The organism is Dyadobacter sp. SRI_021, assembly GCF_057586235.1.
Genome location: NZ_JBYCZM010000001.1, coordinates 1,013,852 through 1,037,683, shown reverse-complemented (window position 1 = coordinate 1,037,683; position 23,832 = coordinate 1,013,852). Strand labels below are relative to the sequence as shown.

The 23,832-nt window shown below is 48.4% G+C and carries 21 protein-coding genes; 10 read left to right on the top strand and 11 right to left on the bottom strand.

The window, feature by feature from the left end; all coding sequences use genetic code 11:
• Window positions 1–15: 15 nt before the first annotated feature.
• A complete protein-coding gene (locus tag AC2YIT_RS04330; RefSeq protein WP_487278341.1) occupies window positions 16–3,318 on the top strand; it encodes a VCBS repeat-containing protein in 3,303 nt (1,100 codons plus the stop codon).
• A gap of 3 nt (window positions 3,319–3,321) precedes the next feature.
• Here AC2YIT_RS04330 and AC2YIT_RS04325 read toward each other — a convergent pair whose 3' ends face one another.
• Together AC2YIT_RS04325 and AC2YIT_RS04320 are read right to left on the bottom strand one after the other, a co-directional pair.
• Window positions 3,322–4,587, bottom strand: coding sequence for a hypothetical protein (locus AC2YIT_RS04325; RefSeq protein WP_487278340.1), 1,266 nt, complete (start codon window positions 4,585–4,587; stop codon window positions 3,322–3,324).
• A gap of 95 nt (window positions 4,588–4,682) precedes the next feature.
• Window positions 4,683–5,471 carry an SDR family oxidoreductase gene (locus AC2YIT_RS04320; protein WP_430842078.1) on the bottom strand — a complete coding sequence of 263 codons (789 nt, stop codon included), beginning with the start codon at window positions 5,469–5,471 and terminating at the stop codon, window positions 4,683–4,685.
• Window positions 5,472–5,648: 177 nt separating this feature from the next.
• Here AC2YIT_RS04320 and purH point away from each other — a divergent pair, with 177 nt between their 5' ends.
• The 3 genes from purH (at window position 5,649) to AC2YIT_RS04305 (ending at window position 9,864) form a co-directional block, all read left to right on the top strand.
• Window positions 5,649–7,184, top strand: a complete 1,536-nt coding sequence (gene purH / locus AC2YIT_RS04315) for a bifunctional phosphoribosylaminoimidazolecarboxamide formyltransferase/IMP cyclohydrolase (RefSeq protein ID WP_487278339.1) — start codon at window positions 5,649–5,651, stop codon at window positions 7,182–7,184.
• An 85-nt stretch (window positions 7,185–7,269) separates the two neighbouring features.
• Window positions 7,270–8,082, top strand: a complete 813-nt coding sequence (locus AC2YIT_RS04310) for a hypothetical protein (protein ID WP_430842082.1) — start codon at window positions 7,270–7,272, stop codon at window positions 8,080–8,082.
• A 162-nt stretch (window positions 8,083–8,244) separates the two neighbouring features.
• A complete protein-coding gene (locus AC2YIT_RS04305; protein WP_430842085.1) occupies window positions 8,245–9,864 on the top strand; it encodes a sodium:solute symporter family transporter in 1,620 nt (539 codons plus the stop codon).
• A gap of 73 nt (window positions 9,865–9,937) precedes the next feature.
• Here the strand turns inward: AC2YIT_RS04305 and AC2YIT_RS04300 are convergent, their stop codons facing one another.
• Window positions 9,938–10,378 (bottom strand): peptidylprolyl isomerase, encoded by a 441-nt coding sequence (locus tag AC2YIT_RS04300; protein WP_430842088.1) that lies wholly within the window; start codon window positions 10,376–10,378, stop codon window positions 9,938–9,940.
• A gap of 127 nt (window positions 10,379–10,505) precedes the next feature.
• Window positions 10,506–11,285 (bottom strand): lytic transglycosylase domain-containing protein, encoded by a 780-nt coding sequence (locus AC2YIT_RS04295; RefSeq protein WP_487278338.1) that lies wholly within the window; start codon window positions 11,283–11,285, stop codon window positions 10,506–10,508.
• A gap of 471 nt (window positions 11,286–11,756) precedes the next feature.
• Between AC2YIT_RS04295 and AC2YIT_RS04290 the strand changes: the two genes are divergently transcribed.
• From AC2YIT_RS04290 to moaA, 5 genes are all read left to right on the top strand, one after another.
• A complete protein-coding gene (locus AC2YIT_RS04290) occupies window positions 11,757–12,947 on the top strand; it encodes a molybdopterin molybdotransferase MoeA (protein WP_487278337.1) in 1,191 nt (396 codons plus the stop codon).
• Window positions 12,948–12,997: 50 nt separating this feature from the next.
• Entirely contained in the window at window positions 12,998–13,237 is a 240-nt protein-coding gene (locus tag AC2YIT_RS04285) for a MoaD/ThiS family protein (protein WP_487278336.1), read from the top strand.
• Window positions 13,238–13,246: 9 nt separating this feature from the next.
• Window positions 13,247–13,696, top strand: a complete 450-nt coding sequence (locus AC2YIT_RS04280; RefSeq protein ID WP_430842096.1) for a molybdenum cofactor biosynthesis protein MoaE — start codon at window positions 13,247–13,249, stop codon at window positions 13,694–13,696.
• A gap of 86 nt (window positions 13,697–13,782) precedes the next feature.
• Entirely contained in the window at window positions 13,783–14,691 is a 909-nt protein-coding gene (moaCB, locus tag AC2YIT_RS04275; protein WP_487278335.1) for a bifunctional molybdenum cofactor biosynthesis protein MoaC/MoaB, read from the top strand.
• A gap of 9 nt (window positions 14,692–14,700) precedes the next feature.
• Window positions 14,701–15,693, top strand: coding sequence for a GTP 3',8-cyclase MoaA (moaA, locus tag AC2YIT_RS04270; RefSeq protein WP_487278334.1), 993 nt, complete (start codon window positions 14,701–14,703; stop codon window positions 15,691–15,693).
• On the opposite strand, the gene AC2YIT_RS04265 is transcribed toward moaA, so the two are convergent.
• Entirely contained in the window at window positions 15,690–16,001 is a 312-nt protein-coding gene (locus tag AC2YIT_RS04265) for a type II toxin-antitoxin system RelE/ParE family toxin (protein WP_487278333.1), read from the bottom strand. The two genes, moaA and AC2YIT_RS04265, sit on opposite strands and share 4 nt — an antisense overlap.
• Window positions 16,002–16,223: an addiction module protein gene (locus AC2YIT_RS04260; protein ID WP_487278332.1), complete on the bottom strand. Its 222-nt coding sequence runs from the start codon at window positions 16,221–16,223 to the stop codon at window positions 16,002–16,004.
• 221 nt (window positions 16,224–16,444) lie between these two features.
• Here AC2YIT_RS04260 and AC2YIT_RS04255 point away from each other — a divergent pair, with 221 nt between their 5' ends.
• Window positions 16,445–16,861: a T9SS type A sorting domain-containing protein gene (locus tag AC2YIT_RS04255; RefSeq protein ID WP_487278331.1), complete on the top strand. Its 417-nt coding sequence runs from the start codon at window positions 16,445–16,447 to the stop codon at window positions 16,859–16,861.
• Window positions 16,862–16,931: 70 nt separating this feature from the next.
• Here AC2YIT_RS04255 and AC2YIT_RS04250 read toward each other — a convergent pair whose 3' ends face one another.
• From AC2YIT_RS04250 to AC2YIT_RS04230, 5 genes are all read right to left on the bottom strand, one after another.
• Complete coding sequence (locus tag AC2YIT_RS04250) at window positions 16,932–18,119, bottom strand: glycosyltransferase family 87 protein (RefSeq protein ID WP_430842108.1); 1,188 nt, start codon at window positions 18,117–18,119, stop codon at window positions 16,932–16,934.
• 61 nt (window positions 18,120–18,180) lie between these two features.
• Complete coding sequence (locus AC2YIT_RS04245; protein ID WP_487278330.1) at window positions 18,181–19,110, bottom strand: alpha/beta hydrolase; 930 nt, start codon at window positions 19,108–19,110, stop codon at window positions 18,181–18,183.
• A gap of 52 nt (window positions 19,111–19,162) precedes the next feature.
• Window positions 19,163–20,467, bottom strand: a complete 1,305-nt coding sequence (gene xrtN / locus AC2YIT_RS04240; protein ID WP_487278329.1) for an exosortase N — start codon at window positions 20,465–20,467, stop codon at window positions 19,163–19,165.
• A complete protein-coding gene (locus AC2YIT_RS04235; RefSeq protein ID WP_487278328.1) occupies window positions 20,457–23,000 on the bottom strand; it encodes an XrtN system VIT domain-containing protein in 2,544 nt (847 codons plus the stop codon). The genes xrtN and AC2YIT_RS04235 overlap by 11 nt, the downstream gene beginning before the upstream one ends.
• A gap of 128 nt (window positions 23,001–23,128) precedes the next feature.
• On the bottom strand, window positions 23,129–23,716 hold the full coding sequence (locus tag AC2YIT_RS04230) for a hypothetical protein (RefSeq protein ID WP_430842116.1): 588 nt from the start codon (window positions 23,714–23,716) through the stop codon (window positions 23,129–23,131).
• Window positions 23,717–23,832: the final 116 nt, after the last annotated feature.

Sequence of the window (23,832 nt, the reverse complement as noted above, 5' to 3'; positions counted from 1 at the left end):
TTGAAAAAGTGCCGGATGGTCTTTTTAGCGGCGCTAGCATTCGCCTGCGGTGGAAAAGAGGAACCGGTTGATTATGATTTTGAGCTGCATACTGCCGAGCGCACGGGGATCGATTTTTCCAACACCCTCAAACCGACGAAGGATTTCAATATCTTCTATTATATGTACTTCTATAATGGAGGGGGTGTCGGTGCCGGTGACCTGAACAACGACGGCTTGATAGACCTGTGCTTTACCGGCAATCAGGAACCTAACCGCATTTACCTGAACCGCTCGGGCTTGAAATTCGAGGATGTAACGGCAAAAGCCCATTTTTCGGCGGATAAGGGATGGTCCAACGGGGTTTCCGTGGTGGACATTAACCAGGACGGTTTGCTGGACATTTACATTAGTCAGGTTGGCGATTTTGAGAATATGAAAGGCCATAACCTGCTATTTGAATGCCAGAGAATCACGCCGGAAGGCATTCCTGTTTACGAGGAAAGATCCAAGGAATACGGCCTCGATCTGGTTGTTTTCGGCACACAGGCATTGTTTTTCGACTATGACCTGGACGGCGACCTGGATATGTTCCAACTCAACCATTCGGTCCATCAGAACGGCACGTTCGGGCGGCGCGATCTATTCAAAGACACTGTACATCCGCTCGCGGGCGATAAATTGTTCCGCAACGAGAACGGCAAGTTCGTAGAAATCACGAAGGAGGCGGGCATTCACAGCTCAGCTTTGGGCTATGGGTTGGGTCTCGGGGTAGGCGACATCAATTTTGATGGCTATCCGGATATGTACATTGGCAACGATTTCCACGAGAATGACTATTTGTATATCAATCAGAAAAATGGTCGTTTCAGCGATCAAACGGATTCAGCTTTGATGCACACGAGCCAGTTTTCGATGGGCGTCGATATTGGCGATCTGAATAATGATGCGTTGCCGGAAATCGTGTCGTTGGATATGCTTCCTTCCGACTACGAAATCCTGAAAAAATCAGAAGGGGAGGATAGTTACAGTATTTTCAAATATAAGATTCGACAGGGATATAACTACCAGTTTGCGCGGAATAACCTGCAATTCAACAACGGAAACGGCACTTTCAGCGAGATTGGAGCCTTCGCAGGCATGCATGCGACGGACTGGTCATGGGCGGCGCTGTTCGCGGATTTTGACAATGATGGCTTGAAGGATCTATTCATTTCGAATGGCATTCCGAAGCGGATGAACGACACAGACTACATCAAGTTCGTATCCGACGACGTGGTACAGGAAAAGATCCGCAACAAAAATTTCGATGAAAATGACCCCGGCCTGGCCGACAAGCTGCCGGAAATCAAGTTGCCCAATAAGTTCTTTCGTAACAAAGGAGCGCTTTCGTTTGATGATTTGGCCCCAAATATCAAAAATGATAAAATATCGTATTCCAACGGAGCTGTTTATGCAGACCTGGACAACGATGGCGATCTGGATATTGTGACGAACAATATCAATGAGAAGGCTTTTGTTTACGAAAATCTGAACAGCAAGAAGTTGAAGCACGACTTTCTGCGCCTGTATCTTAAAGGCAAAGAAGGAAATCTGAATGCGATCGGGGCGAAATGTCTTGTGTTTAAAAAGGATAATGTGCTGAGCTACGAGAAATTTCCGGTGCGCGGGTTTCAGTCGAGCATGGAAGTGCCCTTGAACATAGGGCTCGGTGAGAAGGCGGAGATTGATTCCATGGTAGTGATCTGGCCGGATAATCGTTATCAGGTTCTTAAGACAGAGGATTTGACCGATTCGTTATCCATTACTTATAGACAAGGATTGCCTGTTTTTGACTACGCCGCATTCAGGCAGAGCAAGGAAAGCAAGGCTTTTGCATTTGAAGACATTTCAGGTAAGCTAGGACTGGATTTCCGGCACGAAGAGAATAATTTCATTGAGTTTGACCGGAATTCACTGATCCCGTTCGAAGTAACGGCCGAAGGCCCGGCGATAGCAGTTGCAGATATTAATCACGACGGCCTCGAAGATATTTATGTCGGCTCGTCGAAAATGCTGCGGAGCCATTTGTTTGTCCAGAATGTTGCCGGGAGATTCACGGAATTGCAGCAGCCTGCATTCATCAGCGATAGCACTTATGAGGAGGTGGATGCAGAGTGGGCCGATGTGAATAAAGACGGGCACCCCGACCTTGTGGTGGCAACAGGGGGGAACGAGTTCAGCAACAACTCACCCTACCAGAGGCCGCGCATTTACCTAAACGATGGTAAAGGGAACCTCACGCCGAAAGAGGATGCATTTACCAACATTTTCGTGACCGCCTCTTGCATTGTCCCCTTTGATTTTACGGGCGACGGTCGCGTCGATCTTTTCATCGGTGGGAGGGCTGTCCCGCTTAATTACGGAGAAAAACCACGTTCCTACCTGCTTCAAAACGATGGTACCGGTAAGTTTTCTGACGTCACTGCCCGGTATGCACCCGAATTGGCGACAATCGGCTATGTACGCAGCGCGCGACTCGCGGATATGAATAAAGATGGTAAGCAGGACATTGTGTTAGCACTGGAATGGGACGGCATTTGTGTTTTTGAAAGAAGCGGTAATGCATTTGAGAAGAAAGTGCTCACCGACCGTAAAGGCTGGTGGAATTTCGCGATGCCTTATGACTTTAACGGCGATGGCGACCTGGATATTCTGGCGGGTAACCTGGGCCTTAACAGTCGTTTGAAAGCCTCGGCACAGGAACCAGTGAAAATGTACATCAATGATTTTGATGGCAACGGTCGTAAGGAACCTTTATTGACCACGTTTCTGAATGGTAAGGAGGCGCTTTTTCCCACGAAAATGGAAATGGAGAAGCAAATGCCTGTAATCCGGAAAAAGTACATTTATGCTACCGAGTTTGCAAAAGCCAGTCTCGCTGATATTGTCGGAGCTGATAAACTTGAGAAATCCCAAATTCTCGCGGCCGATTATTTTCATAATGCGATTCTCGTAAACGACGGTAAAGGAAATTTCACGATGAGCGCATTGCCCGGGCGTGCGCAATGGGGGCCATTCTACGATGCACAGATCATCGACGCCAACGGCGACAAACTGCCGGACGTACTGCTGATGGGTAATTTTTACGACTGCAATATTCAAATGGGCCGTTACGATGCAGACTACGGCACGGTGCTTATCAACAAAGGGAACTGCAACTTTGCCCCCGAGCCGCTTAATGGCCTGCAAGTTCGTGGGCAAGTGAAGCGGTCAAAGCGCATTCAACTGAAAACTGGTACGGCGGTTGTGGCCGCGCGTAACGATGACAGGTTGATGGTGATTAAGGAGAAAAAATAATATCTATAACCGGAAATAAGCGCCTCCGTTGACGCTGAGGTTTCGGGTGTATTGATCATATACATTCGAAAAAACGTTACCCCCGAAGTTCCAGGTATTGTCGGGTTTGGTAGTCTCATTTTTGACTTTTGGAGACATCCTGGTATGAGAAATCTTCGTGTAAATACCGCCGACGAATTTGACCGCCAATCGGAATGTCCATCGTTTGCCCGTATGGTATTGTGCACCCAGGCCGGCGTTGAATCCAATCATATGAACAGGCCGGTCGAGTAAAACATAACCTGTTATCCTGTTATACGGCGCATCTTCTGTCTCGCGGTAACGTGTGGAAAGCCCCATTTCCGCACTCTTCAGCCTGACAATGCTTGGGCCTGCGAACAAGTATGGTGTTAATTTGCTTCTGTCGGGGCGGATAATTGTATAGCTTCCGGCAATATCAATCTGCCAGGTTTTGTAAGATAACTCAGTCAGTTGCAGGCTGGGGTCGTAGAGTTCGGGGTGCAGCAGATAATTTGGAAAAGCGATTCGAGCATCTCCAAAGTCGTTAATATTCAGGTTTTGGATCGAAAGATTGTTCCGATACCCGTCGAACCGAATGCTCATCCTTTTGGCCAGCGCAATATCCAGGCTCAGCCCGAGAGGCATTGAAGTTCCAGACATATAGGGAGACTTTTTGTAAACTACTCTGCCGCCGATGTCGCCTGCCCTCACATCAAATGCCGTCCTGTTGTAGCCAAATCCGGCAAGGAGCCCTAAGCTCACCCGTACCTTAAATTGATTGATGGTTTGTTCATGGATGACTTCCGATGAATGGCTTAGCATGTTCGCGTAGGAAGTCAACTTTTTAAGATATTTAGCGGTGTAGTTGGGCGCAGTGTTGGATTTGATGTAATATCCGTCGGTTAGCTCCTTCCCAAAAATTAGCGGTAATGCCCGCTTGAAATGTGCCTGTGAAATGACAAGCAGCGAATCATTTGTGCGCACATAGTACAACCGCTCCTTCTCGTTAAAAAGCAGGCTGAACTTTCCTTCAACAAGCAATAGCAGCAGCTGCACCTGGGATTTCGGGTTCTCACTTATATAGGTTCCGCCATTGCCCAGCCTGATTCTGCGGATCTCATTGAAAAGAAATGTAGCAGTCGTGTGACCGGCACCTTTTACACTTGCTTTCCCGCTTTTATGGTTAATTAAGACTTTGCCTAAAACAGGTTCAGGATTTTCATGCAGAAATACGGAATCTGTCTGGCATAAAGCATTGATTGACAGCAATACAGTTAAGATTAAGAGAAGAGGTCGAGTCATAAGGGGAGATTTAGCATTCAAATATATTAAAGTATACTTAAATACTAAATCATCTTGGATAGTTACAAACTTTCCGTCCTTCCCCCATCCACCGCCAGACTCACCCCGCTAATGCTCGCCGCTGCCGGACTGGCCAGAAACGCCACAGCCGCGGCAACTTCTTTAGCCTCACTAAACCGCCGGATCGGAATGCCGGCTTTCAGTTCTTCGGCGACTTGCTCTCTGGTTTTGCCTTGATTTTTGCTTCGCATTTCCAGCACCGAGTCGAGCCGTGCTGTTTCAGTGTAGCCGGGTAATACATTGTTGACGGTAATGCCATATTGCCCGAGTTCGAGCGATAACGTTTTGGCCCAGCTCGCGACGGCACCTCGGATGGTGTTGGAGACCCCGAGACCGATGATTGGCTGCTTTACCGAGGTGCTAATGATGTTGACTATGCGGCCAAAACCTTCCTTTTTCATCGACGGCACCACCGATTGTGCCAGAAACTGGTTGTTGATCACGTGCATTTGAAAAGTTTTCAGGAATTGGTCGGCTTCCGCTTCAATGATTGGACCGCCTGAGGGGCCACCGGTGTTGTTAACGAGAATATGGACATCCGGGCAGAGGCGGAGGTAGTTTTCGATGGCGGATTTCACGGCCTCATGGTCAGCGAAATCGGCTACCACATACCGGTGGAGCTGGCCGAGCGAGGTGTCCAGGTCTTCGACGGCTTCGCGCAGTTTTTCTTCGTTCCGGGCCACGAGGGTCACATTTGCGCCCAGTAATGCAATTTCAACGGCGGCTGCGAGCCCGATGCCCTGTGTGCTCCCGCATACCAGTGCTGTTTTTCCGGTCAGGTCTAGGTTCATAGTGTTGGCTTTTTAAACTTGGTTTCAGAATGATAACGTTTTGATTTTCGTCTGTTCCGCTGCCGGTTTCGTTGATTTTTCGGCTATCTTTGCGGTTTATTTTTCAACATGGGACGAGCCGAAATGCCGAATGTAAGCAAAATCCCGAATTTGTAATCTTAGAGCAAACGTTGCACAATGTCTAAAAAAATCCAATCCGCGCTTATTTCTGTTTATTACAAAGACGGACTTGAGCCTTTGGTCCGCCTCCTGCATAATAACGGCGTAAAGCTGTACTCCACCGGGGGAACTCAGACTTTCATTGAAAATCTCAACATTCCCGTGACCGCTGCCGAAGAGCTGACCGGTTATCCCTCGATTTTCGGCGGGCGTGTTAAAACGCTTCACCCTGCTATTATGGGTGGTATTTTATACCGCCGCGACGACGCAGGCGATGTAGCACAGGCAGCGCAATACAACATCCCTGCCATCGACATGGTGGTGGTGGACCTCTATCCTTTCGAGGAAACGGTGGCATCCGGCGCGAGCGAGGAGGACATTATCGAGAAGATTGACATAGGCGGTATCTCCCTGATCCGCGCAACGGCGAAAAATTTTAAAGATACACTCATCGTATCATCCCGCAGTCAGTACGCGGAGGTAGTGGAGCTTTTGAATGCAAAAGCAGGCGCTACCGATATCGAAGACCGGCGTTACTATGCAGGTCTGGCATTTGGAGTTTCGTCGCATTACGATGGCGCGATCAACAGCTTCTTCACATCCGGAAAAGAAACAACGGATAAGGAACTCTTCGATTTCACTAAACTTACTTCGCAAACACTCCGTTACGGCGAAAACCCGCACCAGAGCGCTAAGTACTATGGCGACCTGGAAGGCATTTTCGACAAACTGCACGGAAAAGAACTTTCATACAACAACCTCGTGGACGTGGATGCGTGCGTAAGCCTGATCGACGAGTTCGCTGACGCTCAGCCGACATTCGCGATCATTAAGCATACCAATGCCTGTGGTATCGCCACCGCGCCAACTGCGAAAGAAGCTTATGACAACGCGCTGGCCTGCGATCCGGTTTCTGCATTTGGTGGTGTGGTTATTACCAATACAAAAGTTGATCTGGCGACTGCTGAGGAGCTGAACAAGCTGTTTATGGAAATCCTGATCGCCCCGGCTTACGATGAAGAGGCATTAACGCTTTTGAAATCGAAAAAGAACCGCATTTTGTTGAAGCGTAATAATGTGGTATTGCCACAAATTATGTTCAAAACTATTTTGAATGGGGTGTTGGTACAAGATAAAGACCTTGCAACCGAAGTTGCGGCGCAGTTTACGACGGTTACCGAGAAGGCGCCTACTGCCAGCGAGGTTACTGCCCTTGAATTTGCATTGAAAGTTTGCAAGCATACCAAGTCGAATACCATCGTTCTGGCAAAAGAAAACCAATTGCTCGCTAGCGGTACCGGCCAAACTTCACGTGTGGACGCATTGCGCCAGGCGATCGAGAAGGCCAAGGCATTTGGCTTTGATCTGAACGGGGCGGTGATGGCTTCGGACGCATTCTTCCCATTTGCAGACTGCGTGGAGATCGCGCATCATGCAGGTATTACTGCGGTGGTTCAGCCGGGCGGTTCTATTCGTGACAAGGATTCGGTGGATTATTGCAATGCGAATGGGCTTGCGATGGTAACTACCGGGGTTCGTCACTTTAAGCATTAAGAATTAAATTGCCACGAAGGCACGAAAAAGGCACGAATTGTCCTTCGTGTAGGTTCGTGTTCTTCGTGGCAAAAAAACATACCCCTTGAACCCACTCCGGAAACTCATCAGATTCCTTCTGACCGGATTCATCATCCTGTTGGGTAGCCTCTTTTTCCTCTATCCGCAAATCTTCCACTGCGAGCTCATCGCATTTTCCAACTTCAAGTCAACAGATAAAAAGGTTTATTTCAGCCCGGATATCAATCCGAAAAAACACAAAACTCTCAAAAGCACTATCGCGCTCGCCGAAGCTCGCATTGATTCCTTTTATCAAGGCAGAAAGTCCAGTCCGAAAATCATCATTTGCCAAACCCCGCAGCAATACCAGAAATATTGCAGCAGCACCGAAGGCGCCGGGTGCAGCATCGGCACACCGTGGGGCAGTTCCTATGTGATCCTGAGTGCTCAGGGCATGAATACCGACGTGATTGCCCACGAAATGAGCCATATCGAATTGCTGAAACGCATCGGCTGGTGGCGTACGACGAACGACATTCCCCAATGGTTCAACGAAGGCCTGGCATTGATGCTCGACCGACGCTTTGTGAGCGAAACTGAGCCGCGTGATCGTTACCGCGCGTATAGGTACGAGTGGCGTTACTATACGCGCAATGGTCGCGACCTGCTTTTACTTAAAGACATTTCCACCATGCGGGAGTTTTTTGGAGGAGGACAAAAGCACGTCATGAGTGCCTACATGACCGCCGGAATGGAAGTTTCCTACTGGCTGTTGCTGCGCAGAGAAGCTGGTTTGCAGTGTTTTATCACAAAAATGCAAAACGGAGCCCCTTTTGAAGAAGCATACGGGCTGATGAGTCCACACCATTTTAAAGATTCAAAGAAAATATCAGAGTAAAGCATTACGAATAGGTGCTTACAGGCTATATTTATGCGCTCCTTTTTAAAACGGGATGGAATATTGGCACGCCCGTTCGGATTTTGCACTTTTTTTTGAAAATAATGTACGTTTCAATCTAAACTGATCAATCTCATTCATTCATCTATTTTATTATTTGAAATGCAACAATTACAAACACTGGATTATGTCGTTTTCTTCTTTTACTTCATTGTAGTCTCCGGTTACGGTTATTGGATTTATCAGCGGAAAAAATCAAAGGTTGAATCAACAAAGGACTTCTTTCTGGCAGAAGGCTCCCTCACCTGGTGGGCGATCGGCGCGTCGTTGATCGCTTCGAATATTTCGGCTGAGCAGTTTATCGGGATGTCAGGAAACGGCTTTTCGATGGGTCTTGGAATTTCGACTTATGAATGGATGGCGGCGGCAACACTGATTATAGTGGCCGTCTTTTTTATGCCTATCTATCTCAAAAACAAGATTTACACCATGCCCCAGTTCCTTAGCCAGCGATATAACCAATCGGTGAGCTTGATTATGGCGGTGTTTTGGCTGGCATTATACATCCTTGTGAATCTCACGTCGATCCTGTATTTGGGAGCGTTGGCCGTTTCAGGGATTTCGGGGCTTGATTTCCAGTTTTGTATGATCGCCCTCGCGGTTTTCGCCATTATAATTACAATCGGCGGGATGAAGGTGATCGGTTTTACAGACGTAATTCAGGTTTTCTTCCTTGTGATCGGTGGTCTGGCTACGACCTATCTCGCGATTAACCTGGTGTCTGACAATGCAGGTGTGGAAGGTATCGCGCAGGGTTTCAAAGTAATGCGTGAAAATCACGACGATCACTTTCACATGATTTTTCCTAAATCCAGCCCATTCTATATGCAGCTGCCTGGCCTGGCAGTATTGCTCGGTGGGATGTGGATCGTGAACCTGAACTACTGGGGTTGTAACCAATACATTACCCAGCGCGCCCTGGGAGCAGATTTGAAGACAGCCCGTAACGGTATCCTTTTCGCTGCTTTCCTGAAATTGTTGATGCCGGTGATCGTGGTATTGCCCGGTATTGCAGCTTATGCATTGTACAGCAAGGGCATGTTCCAGGCGGAAATGCTCGGTGAAGATGGCGTGATTAATGCAGACAAGGCTTATCCGGTGCTCTTGAACTTGCTTCCAACCGGTTTGAAAGGTCTGTCGTTCGCCGCATTGACAGCTGCCGTAGTGGCGTCCCTGGCCGGTAAAGCGAATAGCATTTCGACGATTTTTACCCTGGATATTTTCAAAAACTACATTGGTAAAAACGCCGACGAGAAGACCCTCGTACGCATTGGTCGTGCGGTGGTAGTGATCTCGATGATCCTCGCGATCGTCGTGTCGCCATATATGGGCATCGATAAAAAAGGTGGTTTCCAATTTATCCAGGAGATGACAGGTCTGCTGTCGCCGGGGATTTTCGCATCGTTCATTATGGGCTTCTTCTGGAAACGTACCAATTCCGCGGGCGCATTGTTCGCGATCGTGGGCGGGTTCCTGATCGCACTCGCGATGCACAACAACTATTTCCCGTTTGCCGACTGGACGCAAGTTCCGTTCCTCGACCGGATGGGTCTTGTATTCCTGATATGTGTAGTGGTAATGGTTATTCTCGGTCTGCTACTGCCTGACGAGAAAAAAGGGCTCGCTATCGATGCATCGATGTTTATGCCGCATCGCGGCTTCGTTACCGGTGCTATCGTGGTCATTGCGATTATTTCTTACCTGTACGGCCATTTTTGGTGAGATAGCCGTCATGTAGCATAAAAAGGGGCCGGAAGTCAATTCCGCCCCCTTTTTGTTAGTAATCATCGAGTGCTTACGCCTCTTCGATGATCGTGATTTTCTGGATCTTGTCACCCTGACGGATCAGGTCAACCGTTTCAATGCCTTCTACCACGCGACCGAAGCAGGTGTGGTTCCTGTCGAGGTGCGCAGTGTTATTGCGACTGTGGCAGATGAAGAATTGTGAACCGCCGGTGTTGCGGCCAGCGTGTGCCATGGAAAGCACGCCACGGTCGTGGTACTGGTTGCCGCCGGTGAGTTCGCAATCGATTTTGTAGCCAGGACCTCCACGGCCGGTACCGGTAGGGTCGCCGCCCTGGATCACGAAGTCAGGAATTACACGGTGAAAAATAACACCGTCATAAAAGCCTTTTTTAGAGAGATCAACAAAGTTTTTCACAGTGTTAGGAGCATCTTCATCGTAGAATTCGATGAGCATTGTGCCCTTGTCAGTGATCATTTCCGCTTTTGTCATGTCAAAAGTGAGTATTAAAGAGGTATGAAAAATAAGCAGGGCAGCTTTGTGCCCTTCCTATACTAACACAAAGAAAAGGATAATGTATCCTTTTCTTCTTATGAACTTTCAAATAAAATAACGGAGGTTATGACCCTGCCTTGGGCTCAGTTTCGGCCTTTGCCAATGCTGCCGCTTTTTTCTGCTCGATCTTGAAGGCAGAAAGTCGGTCGACCACATCACCGCTGCCCCATTCGCGGCTTCTTTCGGGGTTGGAGAACCATTCTTTTACAGCGAGGATTTTATAGAGGTACCGCGCAGTCTCCGAATTGAGGCGGAGTTTGAAATAATCATCTTTATTCTGCGAATCCATCCGGTTTTGGATGTGCGTCGGGCCTGCGTTGTAAGCAGCAGCTACCAATGTCCAGGAACCCAGTTGTTTATACAGGTCGCGGAGGTATTTGCCTGCCGCGTGGGTCGATTTGACCAAATGTTTGCGGTCGTCCCTGGTTTCGTTTACAACCAGCCCGAGAGACTTTGCCGTAGAAGGCATCAGTTGCCAGTATCCGGCTGCGCCGCGATGAGAAGTGACCTCATCTTTCATAGCGCTCTCTATCAAAGGAATATACTTAAAATCGGCTGGTACTCCGTACTTCTCGAGAATGGGTTCGATGATCCGCATCCTCTTTTTCGTTGTGGTCATCAGCTTACGAAAAGTGGGATTGTCGTAATTTCTGATCATGTTTTGATATCGCTCGGCGATTCGAAGCTCTGATAAAGGAACGGCTTCGCCACAGAAGTCAATAGCAAGAAGATCTGAATCAATGATGGTTGTTTCTTTCAGCTCCTTCTTTTCCACCTCCACCTCGCTCACCGGACCCTTGCCGAATATCGCGATTGAGAAGGCCATAAAGATAAGTCTAATCATGCATTTTGTATTTCGTGAAACATCATTTTAGGCACTGGGCCGAAGTGCAAAGATAACGGTATTGAATAAATAAAATTTTAATCTGGGGTAAAAAACTGATTTATAGGGGTTTGATGAAAGTAATTCTAGGACAAAAATAAGAACGTCACGTTTTGTCTCCGGCAAGTGATCCTGAATAAAAACTGCGCCAGGCGGACAGAACGTAAAATTTTAATTGGTAAAAGGCGCTTAGCACAAAACGCAAACTTCTGCTTTGAATGTAATTATAGCAAGAGGCTGGCTTTTTAGTATAAGTTTTACCTATTGATGGTCAGTTGGTTACAAAGCTGCATTCTGTGGGGATAATGGTATTATTGTAGAAAATGTCGCCAATTGTTGGGCAAAGTCGCGTTTCGGACGACAATTTCAAACTGTTCCATTTGCACTCGCTAATGTGTTAACTTGCATTTTCTGTATGGTATTTTTTGAAATATGGTCACAGTCAACGAGGCAAAAGAGAGAATTATTGCAAATACCGTAACGCTGCCAGCGGTGCAAATACCATTGGAACAGGCCATAGGCAGTTATCTGGCGGCTGATGTGGTTTCGCCGATAGCGCTTCCGCCGTTCAGGCAGTCGTCGATGGACGGATACGCAATTGTGCATTCCGATGTAACCGAAGCCGGGACATCGCTGCGTCTCGTGGGGGAATCGAAGGCTGGTCAGGCCGATTTGCCGGCTGTGAACGCAGGTACTGCCGTGCGCATATTCACAGGGGCGCCCGTACCCGATGGTGCAACCGCGGTGGTGATGCAGGAAAATACCTCGTTGGCGAGCGGTTCCGTACAAATCCATGAATTTCCGGTTGCCGAAGGCAAAAATGTCCGCCGGGCAGGGCAGCAGATAGCTCAGGGAGCGGTCGCATTGCGCACGGGGACGCTCATTTCACCAGGTGCCGTCGGTTTTTTGAAGGGAATGAATGTGAATGAGGTAACTGTACACGCCAAGCCGCGGATTGGTTTATTGGTTACCGGTGATGAATTGCTGAGAGCCGGGGAAGCATTGGTCCCCGGGAAGATATATGAGTCCAATTCCGCGATGCTGCAAGCTGCATTGGAGCAAGCGGGGATTGTCGAGGTTGCGATAAGCTACGCTTCGGACGACCTTGATGCTACGGTAGCGGCATTGGGAGCGTTGCTGGAAGAATACGATGTCATTCTCGCTTCGGGCGGGATTTCGGTAGGCGATTACGATTTTGTTGGTAAAGCATTGGAAGCGTTGGGAGCCGAGACGATTTTTTACAAAGTAAGACAAAAGCCCGGTAAGCCACTTTTGTTTGGTAAAAAAGGTGAAAAGCTGATTTTCGCATTGCCCGGTAACCCTGCGTCGTCGCTGGTTTGTTATTATGAGTATGTATTACCTGCATTGAAGAAAATAATGGGCAGTAAAGAGCCGTTCCTAAGGTCGGTAAGACTGCCTTTACGGCACGCTTACCGTTTCGACGGCGAGCGTGATGAGTTTTTGAAAGCGCGGGTGGAAGGTGGCGAAGTGGTATCGCTCGATGGGCAGGAATCATTCGTAATAGGCTCGTTTGCGGTTGCGAATGCAATTATTTACCTACCTGTGTCACAAAATAGGGTCGAAGCGGACGAGCTGGTGGAGGTACATTTACTTCCGCTCTGAACCCTGCGAACCGGATACGGGTTATTGAATCGAATGGATATAAGGTACCAATGAGTTTTCAAGTCAAATATTTTGGAATGCTGGCGGAGACTGCCGGGCTGTCGGACGAAGTCTGGAATACGGCTGGCGGTTTGACGGTAGGACAATTCCGTGCGCAAGTGCTGGACAAGTACCCCGCTATGCGCGATAAAAAATTCAAGATCGCGGTCAACCAGAAAATTTCGGAGGATTTTGTTTTAATAGAAACCCCGGCGGAGATCGCATTGCTCCCACCGTTTGCGGGAGGATAACAGCAGGACATGGAAAAAGCACATAAAACCAAAAAGGTCTTTGTTCAGGGGCCGATCAGCCCCGATTTTGTCGCGAAGTCGATAGCGAGCCACCAGTCCAAAACGGGTATTGGTGCGCACGCGATCTTTCTTGGGCAAATTCGCGCAGACCAGAAGGAAGGCGGTGCCGTAACGGGCATCGACTACACGGCCTACGAAGAAATGGCAGAGCAGGCATTCCACGACATCCGTGAGGCAGCATTTGCCAGATTTGAGCTCACGTGTATGCACATATACCACAGCCTGGGCCTTGTGCCCACGGGCGAGATCAGCCTTTTTGTGTTCGTATCATCCCCGCACCGCAAGGCGGCATTCGAGGCTTCGGAATATATTGTGGAAGAAATTAAAGCCAATGTGCCCATTTTTGGGAAGGAGCTGGTGGGCGAGGGGCAGCATGTCTGGAAGGAGAATACTAATTAATGATTGGATGACTGAATGATTGAATGACCGAATAAAAGGAATTTAATCATTCAATCATTCGATCATTCAATCATTCAAAATCATAAATGGTCGACATTACCCATAAAACCAACACACTCCGCATTGCCACAGCGCAAGCTATTGTGCAGGTGAGCAAGCCGGAGACTGTGGAGGCGATTCAAAACCGGAGTGTGCCGAAAGGCGATGTTTTTGAAATGGCCAAGGCGGCGGGCTTTTTGGCCGTCAAGAAAACGCCCGATTTGCTGCCTGACTGTCATCCGATTCCCGTCGAATATACCGGAGTTCAATATCGGATTGAAGATTTGACAATCGTTATTGAATTGACAGTTAAAACAATATACAAAACGGGCGTTGAGGTGGAAGCCATGCACGGGGCGTCAGTAGTGGCACTTACGATGTACGATATGCTCAAACCGATTGATAAAGGTGTGGAAATACGGAATATCCGGTTATTGGAAAAAAAGGGAGGGAAAAGCGACCGCAAACCCGCGCCGGAAGGCTTGAAAACCGCGGTGGTAGTTTGCTCCGACAGTATTTCAAATGGCATCGGCGAAGACAGATCCGGCAAGAGGATTATCGAAAAACTAAAAGCCTTCAAACTGGAAGTTAGCGATTACAGCATCATCGCCGACGACAAAGCGGGCATTCAGAATAAATTACATGCATTGCAAGGCGCAGGATATGATATGGTACTCATTACCGGCGGTACCGGTTTGTCGCCCCGCGATGTAACGCCGGAGGCAGTTTCGGAGCTGCTTGACCGGGAAATCCCGGGTATTGCCGAAACCGCACGCCAGTATGGGCAGGAGCGCGTCCCGACTTCGATGCTGTCGCGGTCAGCGGCCGGTTTTATTGGTGAAATGCTCGTCATTACCATGCCTGGCAGCACCGGCGGCGTAACAGAATACATTGATGCGCTCTTTCCGCATGTTTTGCACGTTTTTAATGTTTTAGAAGGTAAAAAACACGATTAGCAACAACCGATGGCATTGCCTATTGTAGATACATTTGGTCGCAAGCATACTTATCTGCGCATTTCACTGACGGATAAGTGCAATCTTCGTTGTACCTATTGTATGCCACAGGAGGATATGCAATTCATGCCTTCCAAATGGCTCATGCAGGCTGATGAAATCGCTTATCTGGCAGGCCTGTTTGTGGAAATGGGCGTAGAGAAAATCCGGCTTACCGGGGGGGAGCCGCTGGTCCGCAAGGATGCCGGTGAAATCATTTCTGATCTCGGCAAGCTTCCTGCTTCACTCACGCTGACTACCAACGCCGTTTATATAGATCAGTACATACCGGAATTGAAAGCAGCCGGGGCTACTTCGTTGAACGTGAGCCTGGATACGCTGCAAGAAGAGCGATTTCGGTCCATTACCAAGCGTGATCATTTTGGCAAAACATTGGACCACATCCGCTTGCTCCTCGATGAAGGCTTTGTGGTGAAATTGAATATGGTGGTTATGCGGGGAACGAATGATGATGAGGTCAATGATTTTGTGCGGATGACGCTCACGGAACCTAACCTGCACGTCCGTTTTATCGAATTCATGCCTTTCAAGGGTAATCAATGGGATTTGTCCAAAATCGTTTCTTATGCGGATCTGCTCGCCAGTATTGGTCAGGAGTTTGAATTCCAGCCAGTCGCTGGTGAGTTGCACGATACTGCCCGTCGATTTCAGGCAAATGGCGGCGCCGGTACTTTCGGCATTATTGGCACTGTAACCCACCCGTTCTGCGAAGGTTGCAACCGCATCCGTCTCACCGCCGACGGAAAGCTCAAAAACTGCCTTTTCGACACATCCGAGGTGGATCTCCTGACACCATTACGCAAGGGCGAAGATGTTCGCCAGCTCATTTACACACATTTCCAAAAAAAGCACTTCGCCCACGGCGGCCACGCCAGCTTTTCCGAACAGCAAGCCAAGACGGAATATGAGCAGAATAGGGAGATGATTGCGATTGGGGGCTAATCCCCAAATCCTTTCCAAAATTTCATAGGATCGCGATACTGGCACAATACCGCGTGAACTTGGACAATATTATTTCGCTGATTAACGCTAAAATGAATGCTGTAAGGGAAGAAGTCAACCAAGGCAAATCTCACGTCTGCATATCTCAATGCATAAATTAATGGCGACTCTCTAATCATCATCAATTTGTCTTTTAAGAGCATGCGGAACCGTTTTCCAAGGCCTATCTTTTGTTTCTCGTAATATTCCGAGGCGTTGGTAATGTCTTGCAATGCTTCCGGGGTAAATTTCAGTCTGTAAAAAGCCATTTAGTCGGCGTCCAACATTTTAAAGACTTCTTGTTCATCAATCAGAAGTTCGGGATTGTTGCGATACTTTTCAATGCGTTGCTCTACTTCGGTCTTTTGCCAATCCTGGACAATTTCTTTGTTGGTCTCTTTTATAATCTCAACCGCGTCCATCTTCTGCAAGTCCTCGATGACCGAAGCAGCATATTCCTTTTTGATCCTGATATGATAGGTTATCGACATGGTCTGGAATGTTTGGCTTTTCCAAATATACTAAAAACCAATACCCATAGGAACGGATATTTTCACAAAGAACTCCTCAATGATTCTCCGGGACGCTGCAATTGGAGGATAGTACCGCTTAACCTCCTATTTTACCGTCTAAACTTTGTATGCAACAATGGCCTGATCGGTTACCTCATTGGTTCGAAATCAACTTACCAATCTGTTAACCTTCAAGAGCCATGCCAAACATCTTAAAAACCGCCGTTGCTGCTACGTTCGCATTATTTACCGTCGCTGCCCAGGTGCAGGCCGATCCGATTGTTTCGCCGAAAGCGGAATGTAAAAACAACACTTGTGAAAAGTTTCGCGTAGGGATGTACCGCGTGCGCGACACGATGTCGATGAATGTGATGATGGAAAAAGAGAAAGGTGAAAAAGTGGCGATTCGCCTGATGGACAGCAAGGGAAATCTGCTTCACGAGGAATTCGTGCCGAAGTATATTACGAAAACCGGCCGGAAAATAAAGTTTGATGAAATGAGTGATGGCGTTTATACGCTCGAAATTTCCAACGACTACGAGAAAATCGTTAAGAGCATTTATCTGTCTACGAAAGAAGTGCGTGAAGTAAACCGCACGCTTTTAGGTGTGAATTAATTCAAGTCACCCTAGTTTAGCGTTACAGGATGTCGCCGCAGCGTTCCTGTAACGCTTTTTTGTAATTACCTCATGATGTCAACTCCGCTTCTATTGGCCGGGGAAGCAGTTCGGTAAAGAGCAGATCATAGATAATCTTTCCCCAGATAAGAATGCAGGGCACGGCCTTCACGACATACGGCCAGAAGTACGTGTTTCGGATAAATGGTGGAAACAGATCGGTAGGCGATAAAGTGGTGAATACAAATGCCAGCACGAGCAGCGCATAGTTTAGTCTCGTTGGCGCCTGCATGTAGTACCATACCGCCACGCCCGCAATGGCAATGATAAATGTCGGCGATTCGGCGCGGTGGTTGAAAATCACTACCCACACCAGTACCGAAGCCAACATTAATGCGCGGAAAACAAAGTTGCCGTATGATTTGATTTTGAGTAGCGGCAGGCAGAACAGAACCATTCCGGCGAGATTGACGTAAGTTTTATTCACATTCAGCGAGAACCAGATTTTTAACCAGCCTATTACGGAGAGGCCGTCGGAAAAGTCGCGGTCGGCGGCGAGGAGCTTCCACCAGGTTTTATACAGCACCACAAATTGCTCGGGCGTTACAGCGACGATCGGTAATATGGTAAGCAAAATAACCCATGCGGCGGTCGTGTAGGCCAGTTTGAGTTTGTTCGGATAGAGCAGGTACAATGCCAGGGCAACAATGCCGAATAGTTTGATAAAGATCGTCGACACGATGCACAGCGAGGCCATCCAGTATTTATCCCTTTCCAGAAAACCGAATGCAAAAAGCAGCAAGCCGGCGATCAGGGCGTTACTTTGTTCGTTTTGCGTGGCGGTAAGGAGTTCTACGAGCATAAAAGAAACCATCAGTCCCTTTGTCCGTAAATCGATTTTGGGAAGAAAATAAACCGAAAAGAAAAGCACCGATACATTGATCAGGTTCCAGAAAAACAGGCCGACAAATGTGGGCATAATAGAAAGTATGCCAAAAACGAGTGCGAATGCCGGGCTGTATTTGAACAGGTCCCAGTGCTCGTCGACATGCCATCTGTACAGGTTTTTTCCCTCGATCAAGTGAAAGAAGGACTGCTTGAAAATGACGTAGTTGTTGTAGGTAGTGTAAAGTTGCGGTTGGTTCGCAAAGGTTTTGGGATGGGAGAATACCGATTGAAGCGTAGCAAAGACGGCAATGGCCAGTACAATAAAGAGGAGTGATCGCTTGCTGATCACCAGGCGGTTGAAAGCATTCATAAACTGAATAATCCCTAGCGTTGATTTTTCTTCAAAACTAGGGATTAATTCGTCGCCGAGGTCAATTTTTCTGGTATCCCATCGCTTTCAGCCAGCCTTCCATGGCAGCAGGCCAGTTGGCAAGAGAGCCTTTACCTTCGGTACGCATGCCGTAGCCGTGGCCGCCTTTCGGGTACAAATGTATTTCGGCAGGAATCTTCTTCTTTTTCAGCGCCAGGTAATATTCGATGCTGTTTTCGACCGGTACGCCCGTATCGTCCATGGCGTGAACGAGGAACGCGGGCGGTGTCTGATCCGAAACCTGCAATTCGTTTGAGTAATATTTGATTAGCTCGTCCGATTTTTCAGGTCCGAGCAGGTTATCGCGCGAACCTCCGTGCGCGAGGGCGGGTGTGAGCGAGATCACGGGGTAAATCAATATCGAAAAGTTTGGCTTGCCATCCGCAGATGCTTTTTCGCCCATATTGTGATGCGTCGAAAGCGTAGCTGCCAGGTGACCGCCCGCAGAGAAACCCATTACACCGATCTTGTTTACGTCGATGCCCCATTTGGCTGCATTTTGGCGGATTAGTTTCATAGCCTGCATAGCGTCCATCAACGGGACTTCGTGTTGGTGGGCCATTGCTTTTTCATTGGGCAGACGATATTTCAGCACAAATGCTGAAATGCCGCGCTCATTGAACCATTTGGCAAAATCACTGCCTTCGTGCGAAGCGGCCAGTATGCCGTAACCGCCGCCGGGACAGATCATCACTGCTGCTCCCGTCGCTTTCTCTTTGGGGGCAATGTATGCTGCAATCGTAGGGACCGTTACGCCGCTGATGCGCAGGATACCTTGTGCGTCGGTAACTGATTTCTCTTCTATATCACTCTTTTTAAAATTGGGGACTTTGCCTTCCGGCCAAAGATTCATGGTTTCTGTTTGCGCCATAGATGGAACTGATAATGCGAGCAGGCTGAAAACGGTAAGGATACGTGCTGTTTTTTTCATTGATTGTCCTGACTTTTTTTCTCGAAAAGACGTTTTTCGGGTCAATATACCCTCAAATCGCCGGTAACCATCGTTTTAGTTCCGTATCGAGTTGGGTCGGATCGTCAGCCGTTACATTGACCAGTTGAAAATGGCTGTTTTCGGTCAGGCTTTTCCAGCGCCAATCCACCTGGCTGATTGTTGCATATTGCCCGTCGGATAGCCACCAGGCGGTAAGCAGCTCGTCATTACCTTTTTTCAACCTACCTACATACACTACCGTGCCCGCGATCTGTTTCTTGGAGATGCGGCTCAGATGGTAGCCGGAGCCCGTCCAACACGTTACAGGGCTGTGTTCTGTGGAGTAGAATGCAGGAATTGGTTTAATGTAAACAAGTGCGTGTTCGTTTCTGAACTGCGTGACGCCCGTTTGGAGTTGCTGCATCGCGTAACCCTCGCGGGCAACTGCTTGGGAGGCTTTGGATGATCTGATATTCACGACTGGTTTCTGAAAACAAAAGAATGCACAGATAACCAGCAGTGCCCAATGGCCTGGTATCAGCAATCGCGAATGATTTTCCTTGGTTGTATGCTCTGCAAAAACCGGTTTACCCCAGCGCCTGTGTGTGTGCCGGACAATTAAGACCAACGGAACTACTACATAAACTGCCAGGCAAACGACACCGGTAACGTCATGAAGAGCTTTGGCTGGGGCAATGTGCAATGCTACAAGCAGGATGATGCGCATAAAGTTACCTGCGGTGTTCAACACAAATGCGAGGAGCACTAGCAGTACCTGATATAGAGGAGGCAGGGACCGGCGGACCTGCGTCTGATAATGAACCGTGAGGAAAATGACCACCAGCAAGGCGAAACCCGTCATTTGAAGGCCCATGCAGGCAGGATCGACTGTGAACTCGGAGCCGTTAAGCTGAATGCTGTTCCCGTCCACCGTGACCGGGAAGTGTGCCGCCCTCAATATCCGGCCGGCCAGGGCGGAAATTTGTAAACGAATCGGAAAAGTGAAAATCTCCGACACATATTTGAAAATCGGGGAGATAATGAGCAAGACCATGAAGAACTGCCCATTCAGTTTTCCGAAGAGGCTTTCGATGGCAAAAAGCGATGCCAGAACCAATAATAGAAAGCGCCATGAAAGTTCCTGTCGAATGCAGCAAATCAAAACCATTACGGCAACCAGGGGTGCAAGCCGCCAGCTCTTTTCGCCGGGTGGAGTGCTACGCAACAGCAGCAGAATAAGCAGAAAGCCCATCCAGAATGTGGCATCCCCGTTGAGATAGCCATGCATAAAGAAGGTGCTGAAAATGCACAGGTAGGCCATTGGAAAAGCGGCCCTGGTATATTGATTAGTGAACATAATGGCGGAATGTAAAATAGCCGACAATCGTGCAGAACAGAATGATGAGCAGCCATTCGTGCGGCTCAGGCACCGCTCCTGCCATTTTCAAGGTAGCGTTGTCAAGACTGTTCTTGCTCTTCCGGATGTCGAATCGGTCGTAATCCTGTTGGGTTTCAAGCACAATCATACTGGAAACCGGGGTTACAATATGCGCAGTTTCGGCCTCTCGGATCAGTTTTGCATTGAAAACAGAGTCGGTTTGAAAAGAATGGTCGAGGTATCGGCCGCCTAATTGTTTCATGATGTGGTTATAGGCAAAGAGCCTGAGTAAATGATCAGGAGCCTGGCCTAATGCCCGGCCATCAGTTTCGCGGATCAGGATGCCGGATCGTTCGATAGCAACAACCGAAGAATCTGATTCGGGATCGGAAGGGAACTGGTTTTGCGAAATCATCCGCTGCACTGCTTTCCAATCGGTTTGTTCGGCACGGATTATGCCCAGTTCATTCAGCGATTTCATGTAAAGAGAAGCATCGCCGCCGATAACAAAAGTGCGCAGGCCGCGTGGGCCATACTCGCTCAGTTTTTTTGAAAATGGCGTATTTGCGAGGTCGCGCAGCCTAGGCGACACCACCGATGATTTGGTGATCAGCAATGCATTTTCCGGATCGGGAATGTCCTGCACCGGGAATAAGGAAAAATTGAATTGGGATAATACCTTAAACTGCTCGTCTTTATTCGCTTCGGAGAGCCTGATAAGACTTTCATTGGCTACAAAAACAGGACGTTTTTTTAGTAACGCCCATAGCATGTCCAGTTCTTCCTTGCTCCACGCCTGGTTAATATCGAGATAGTAAGCTTTTGCATTGAATTTTTCCATTGTTTTATGAAGTGGCTCCACCGTGTAGGTCTTCCCGCCGAATGCGAAACTCTCCCTCGCAACCGGTGTTATTTCGAAACCGGCCCGCCACGACGGCTGGTATTTCCCCTGATGAATGACAACGCCCGGAAAGGCGCTGCTTGGCTCGAATGGAAGGCGAAGAGCACGTGTTTCCTTTGGATAGTCAAACCGAACGGTTTCAGCAGCATTTTCCGCCCCCGGACCTTTGAACCAGATATTCTCATAAACCAGCTGTGATCCATCCAATTTCAGGGGAGTCGTTATACCAATTTTAAATTTACGGTGCTCTTTGGCCGTGCAAGGGAAAACCTTCACTTTCACGATATTGCCTTCCTGCCAGTGTACTACCGATGGGTCGCGTGATTCCACCCCAACGACCGTTTTGTAGGCGGAATCTGCTTTGCTTTGCGAGGCCAGCAAACCTTTTTCCTCCACACCATTGATCCACAATGAAAGAGAGCTGATCACCGACCCCTCCGGCAGATAAAATGTATACAAAGCTTCCTCCTGTTGGAACGATGAGCTGGAATGATTGACTATGCTGATCGTCTTTTCGGTATAAGCGACCCGCGTGCGCGGGTAAATGCGTACCTGCGTGAGCACATTGGCCGTGCGGAGTTCGCTACCAGACCATAATCTTTCCTGGGTTTCGTGGCGGGTATCGTAGAGCACATTCAGGATGTTTACTCGTTCGGCGTTTCCTAAATCGAGATTCGGGGTAAACAAAGAGGCTATCAGGACGAGCGGATCATGTCTCACCAGAATATCGGTAGCAGGGCGCACTGAGAACAGGGTGGTCGGAGCGGTTTGGTAAACCATTTTGCCCATGACCACCCGACGTGTTATCCAGTCATCCTGTATGTGCCGGGCAAGTATTATCCAGTCGGGCAGATCGCCCGTTGGTCGTGTGGTTACAACATTAGCTTGGTGTTGAAGTGAGATGCTGATCCGATGCCAGCGCATTGAGAAATAAACGGTAATAGCTATGGGTATCATGATGCCGGTTAATATTGCCGGCTTGAATGTTTGCCATCGGTGGCGAATTAGACGGAGATAGCTGATTGCAAGCAGCAGCGGTACAAAGCAGTGTATGGATATTCCCAGCAGGAGCAAACCGGGTACACCCAGCACATTGTAGGGGGTGAGGATGAAGGCATAATACCCCCAAATTACCGTGGAACAGCCCACTAATGCGAAAAGCACGAATTTGAGCCGGAGAGGCAGGTACTCTTCCCAGGTAAGCAGGATAGCCGATGCCGCTGCAATGACGATGGCGAACATCAACCAGGTGGCCGAGGGGCTGAAAATGGGCATAACCCGGTTTAAGGCAAAACAGCTAACGAGCCACACATATCCCAGCAGCAGGCGGTGATGCAGGTATTCGATGCGTTGTTTTTTCCAGAACCAACGCAGTTTTCCGGCATTCATGAGCCAAATTGAATAAAGCACAGCCACACTCCATGGAATGATAAAGGCCCCATCCAGCAAGGAATCTACGACCGTATAATAGAATACCAGGAAGTCCAGCACCAGGCAGCCCAGCCCTATTCCGTAGTCAGGATCATAGCGGCGGATACCTTGCGTTCCGGTATTGCTGGCCGTTTCGGGCAGGTTCGGTCCCTGCGAGTCATGTACTGTAAACGGTTCCATTATTTCGATATTTAAAAGTACTTTGTGTTTCAAAGTAAATTTAGAAAATCGATATAAACAACACTTACAGTGCCGCTAATTAACAATCTCTTGAAACTGGTTATTTAACGGTGCTCACGAGCCCTGTTTCAGGGTTTTGGCGGATTGATCATAATGTGTGCCCTGTGTGTGCCCGGGTCCATAATCCAGGGCATACCCGGAACATCCGGTTTCAGTGGCAGGCCGGTACTTTCGGCGGTCGCAAACGGGATGTAGACCACGTATCGCAGGTAACCATTTTTGAGGGTGCCGGCGGCTGCGTCGTAATTATCCTTTGAGCCGGATAAGACGTATAATGTAGACGATTGCTTCGGCATTTTCAGTTTTCCTTCCTTCACCTCCTTCTCGCGGATGTCGAAAATTTCCTTCTGATTTTTACCCTCTTTTGCCAGTGCACGCCCGCGCTCCATGAAAGGATCGAGGTCGGCGAGGTAGCACGATACGCTAATGTCCTCTTTTTTGGGATCGTCGGCCAGGCAAACGAAGTCGTTGCTGCCTTCACGCAGGATTTTAAATGTGCCGTCTGCCGCGTAGCCGTACACTTTAGCCCCTGCCTGCTTGTCGGACGGCGCAGCCATGACGGCCGTCTTGATTTGCACTTCTGCAGGAAGGATATTCTGAGCTGAAATTTCAGCGGCGACGCACAGCGCCAGGCAGGAAAAAAAAGTCGTTTTCATGATAGTAAATATAAGTAGGTGGTCCCTTATAGACGTAATTAAAATTATTATTGTAAAAATGACACGTATAGGTTTTGATCAGGCTAATGCTTTCTGATTCAAGGCCGAAAAGTGCT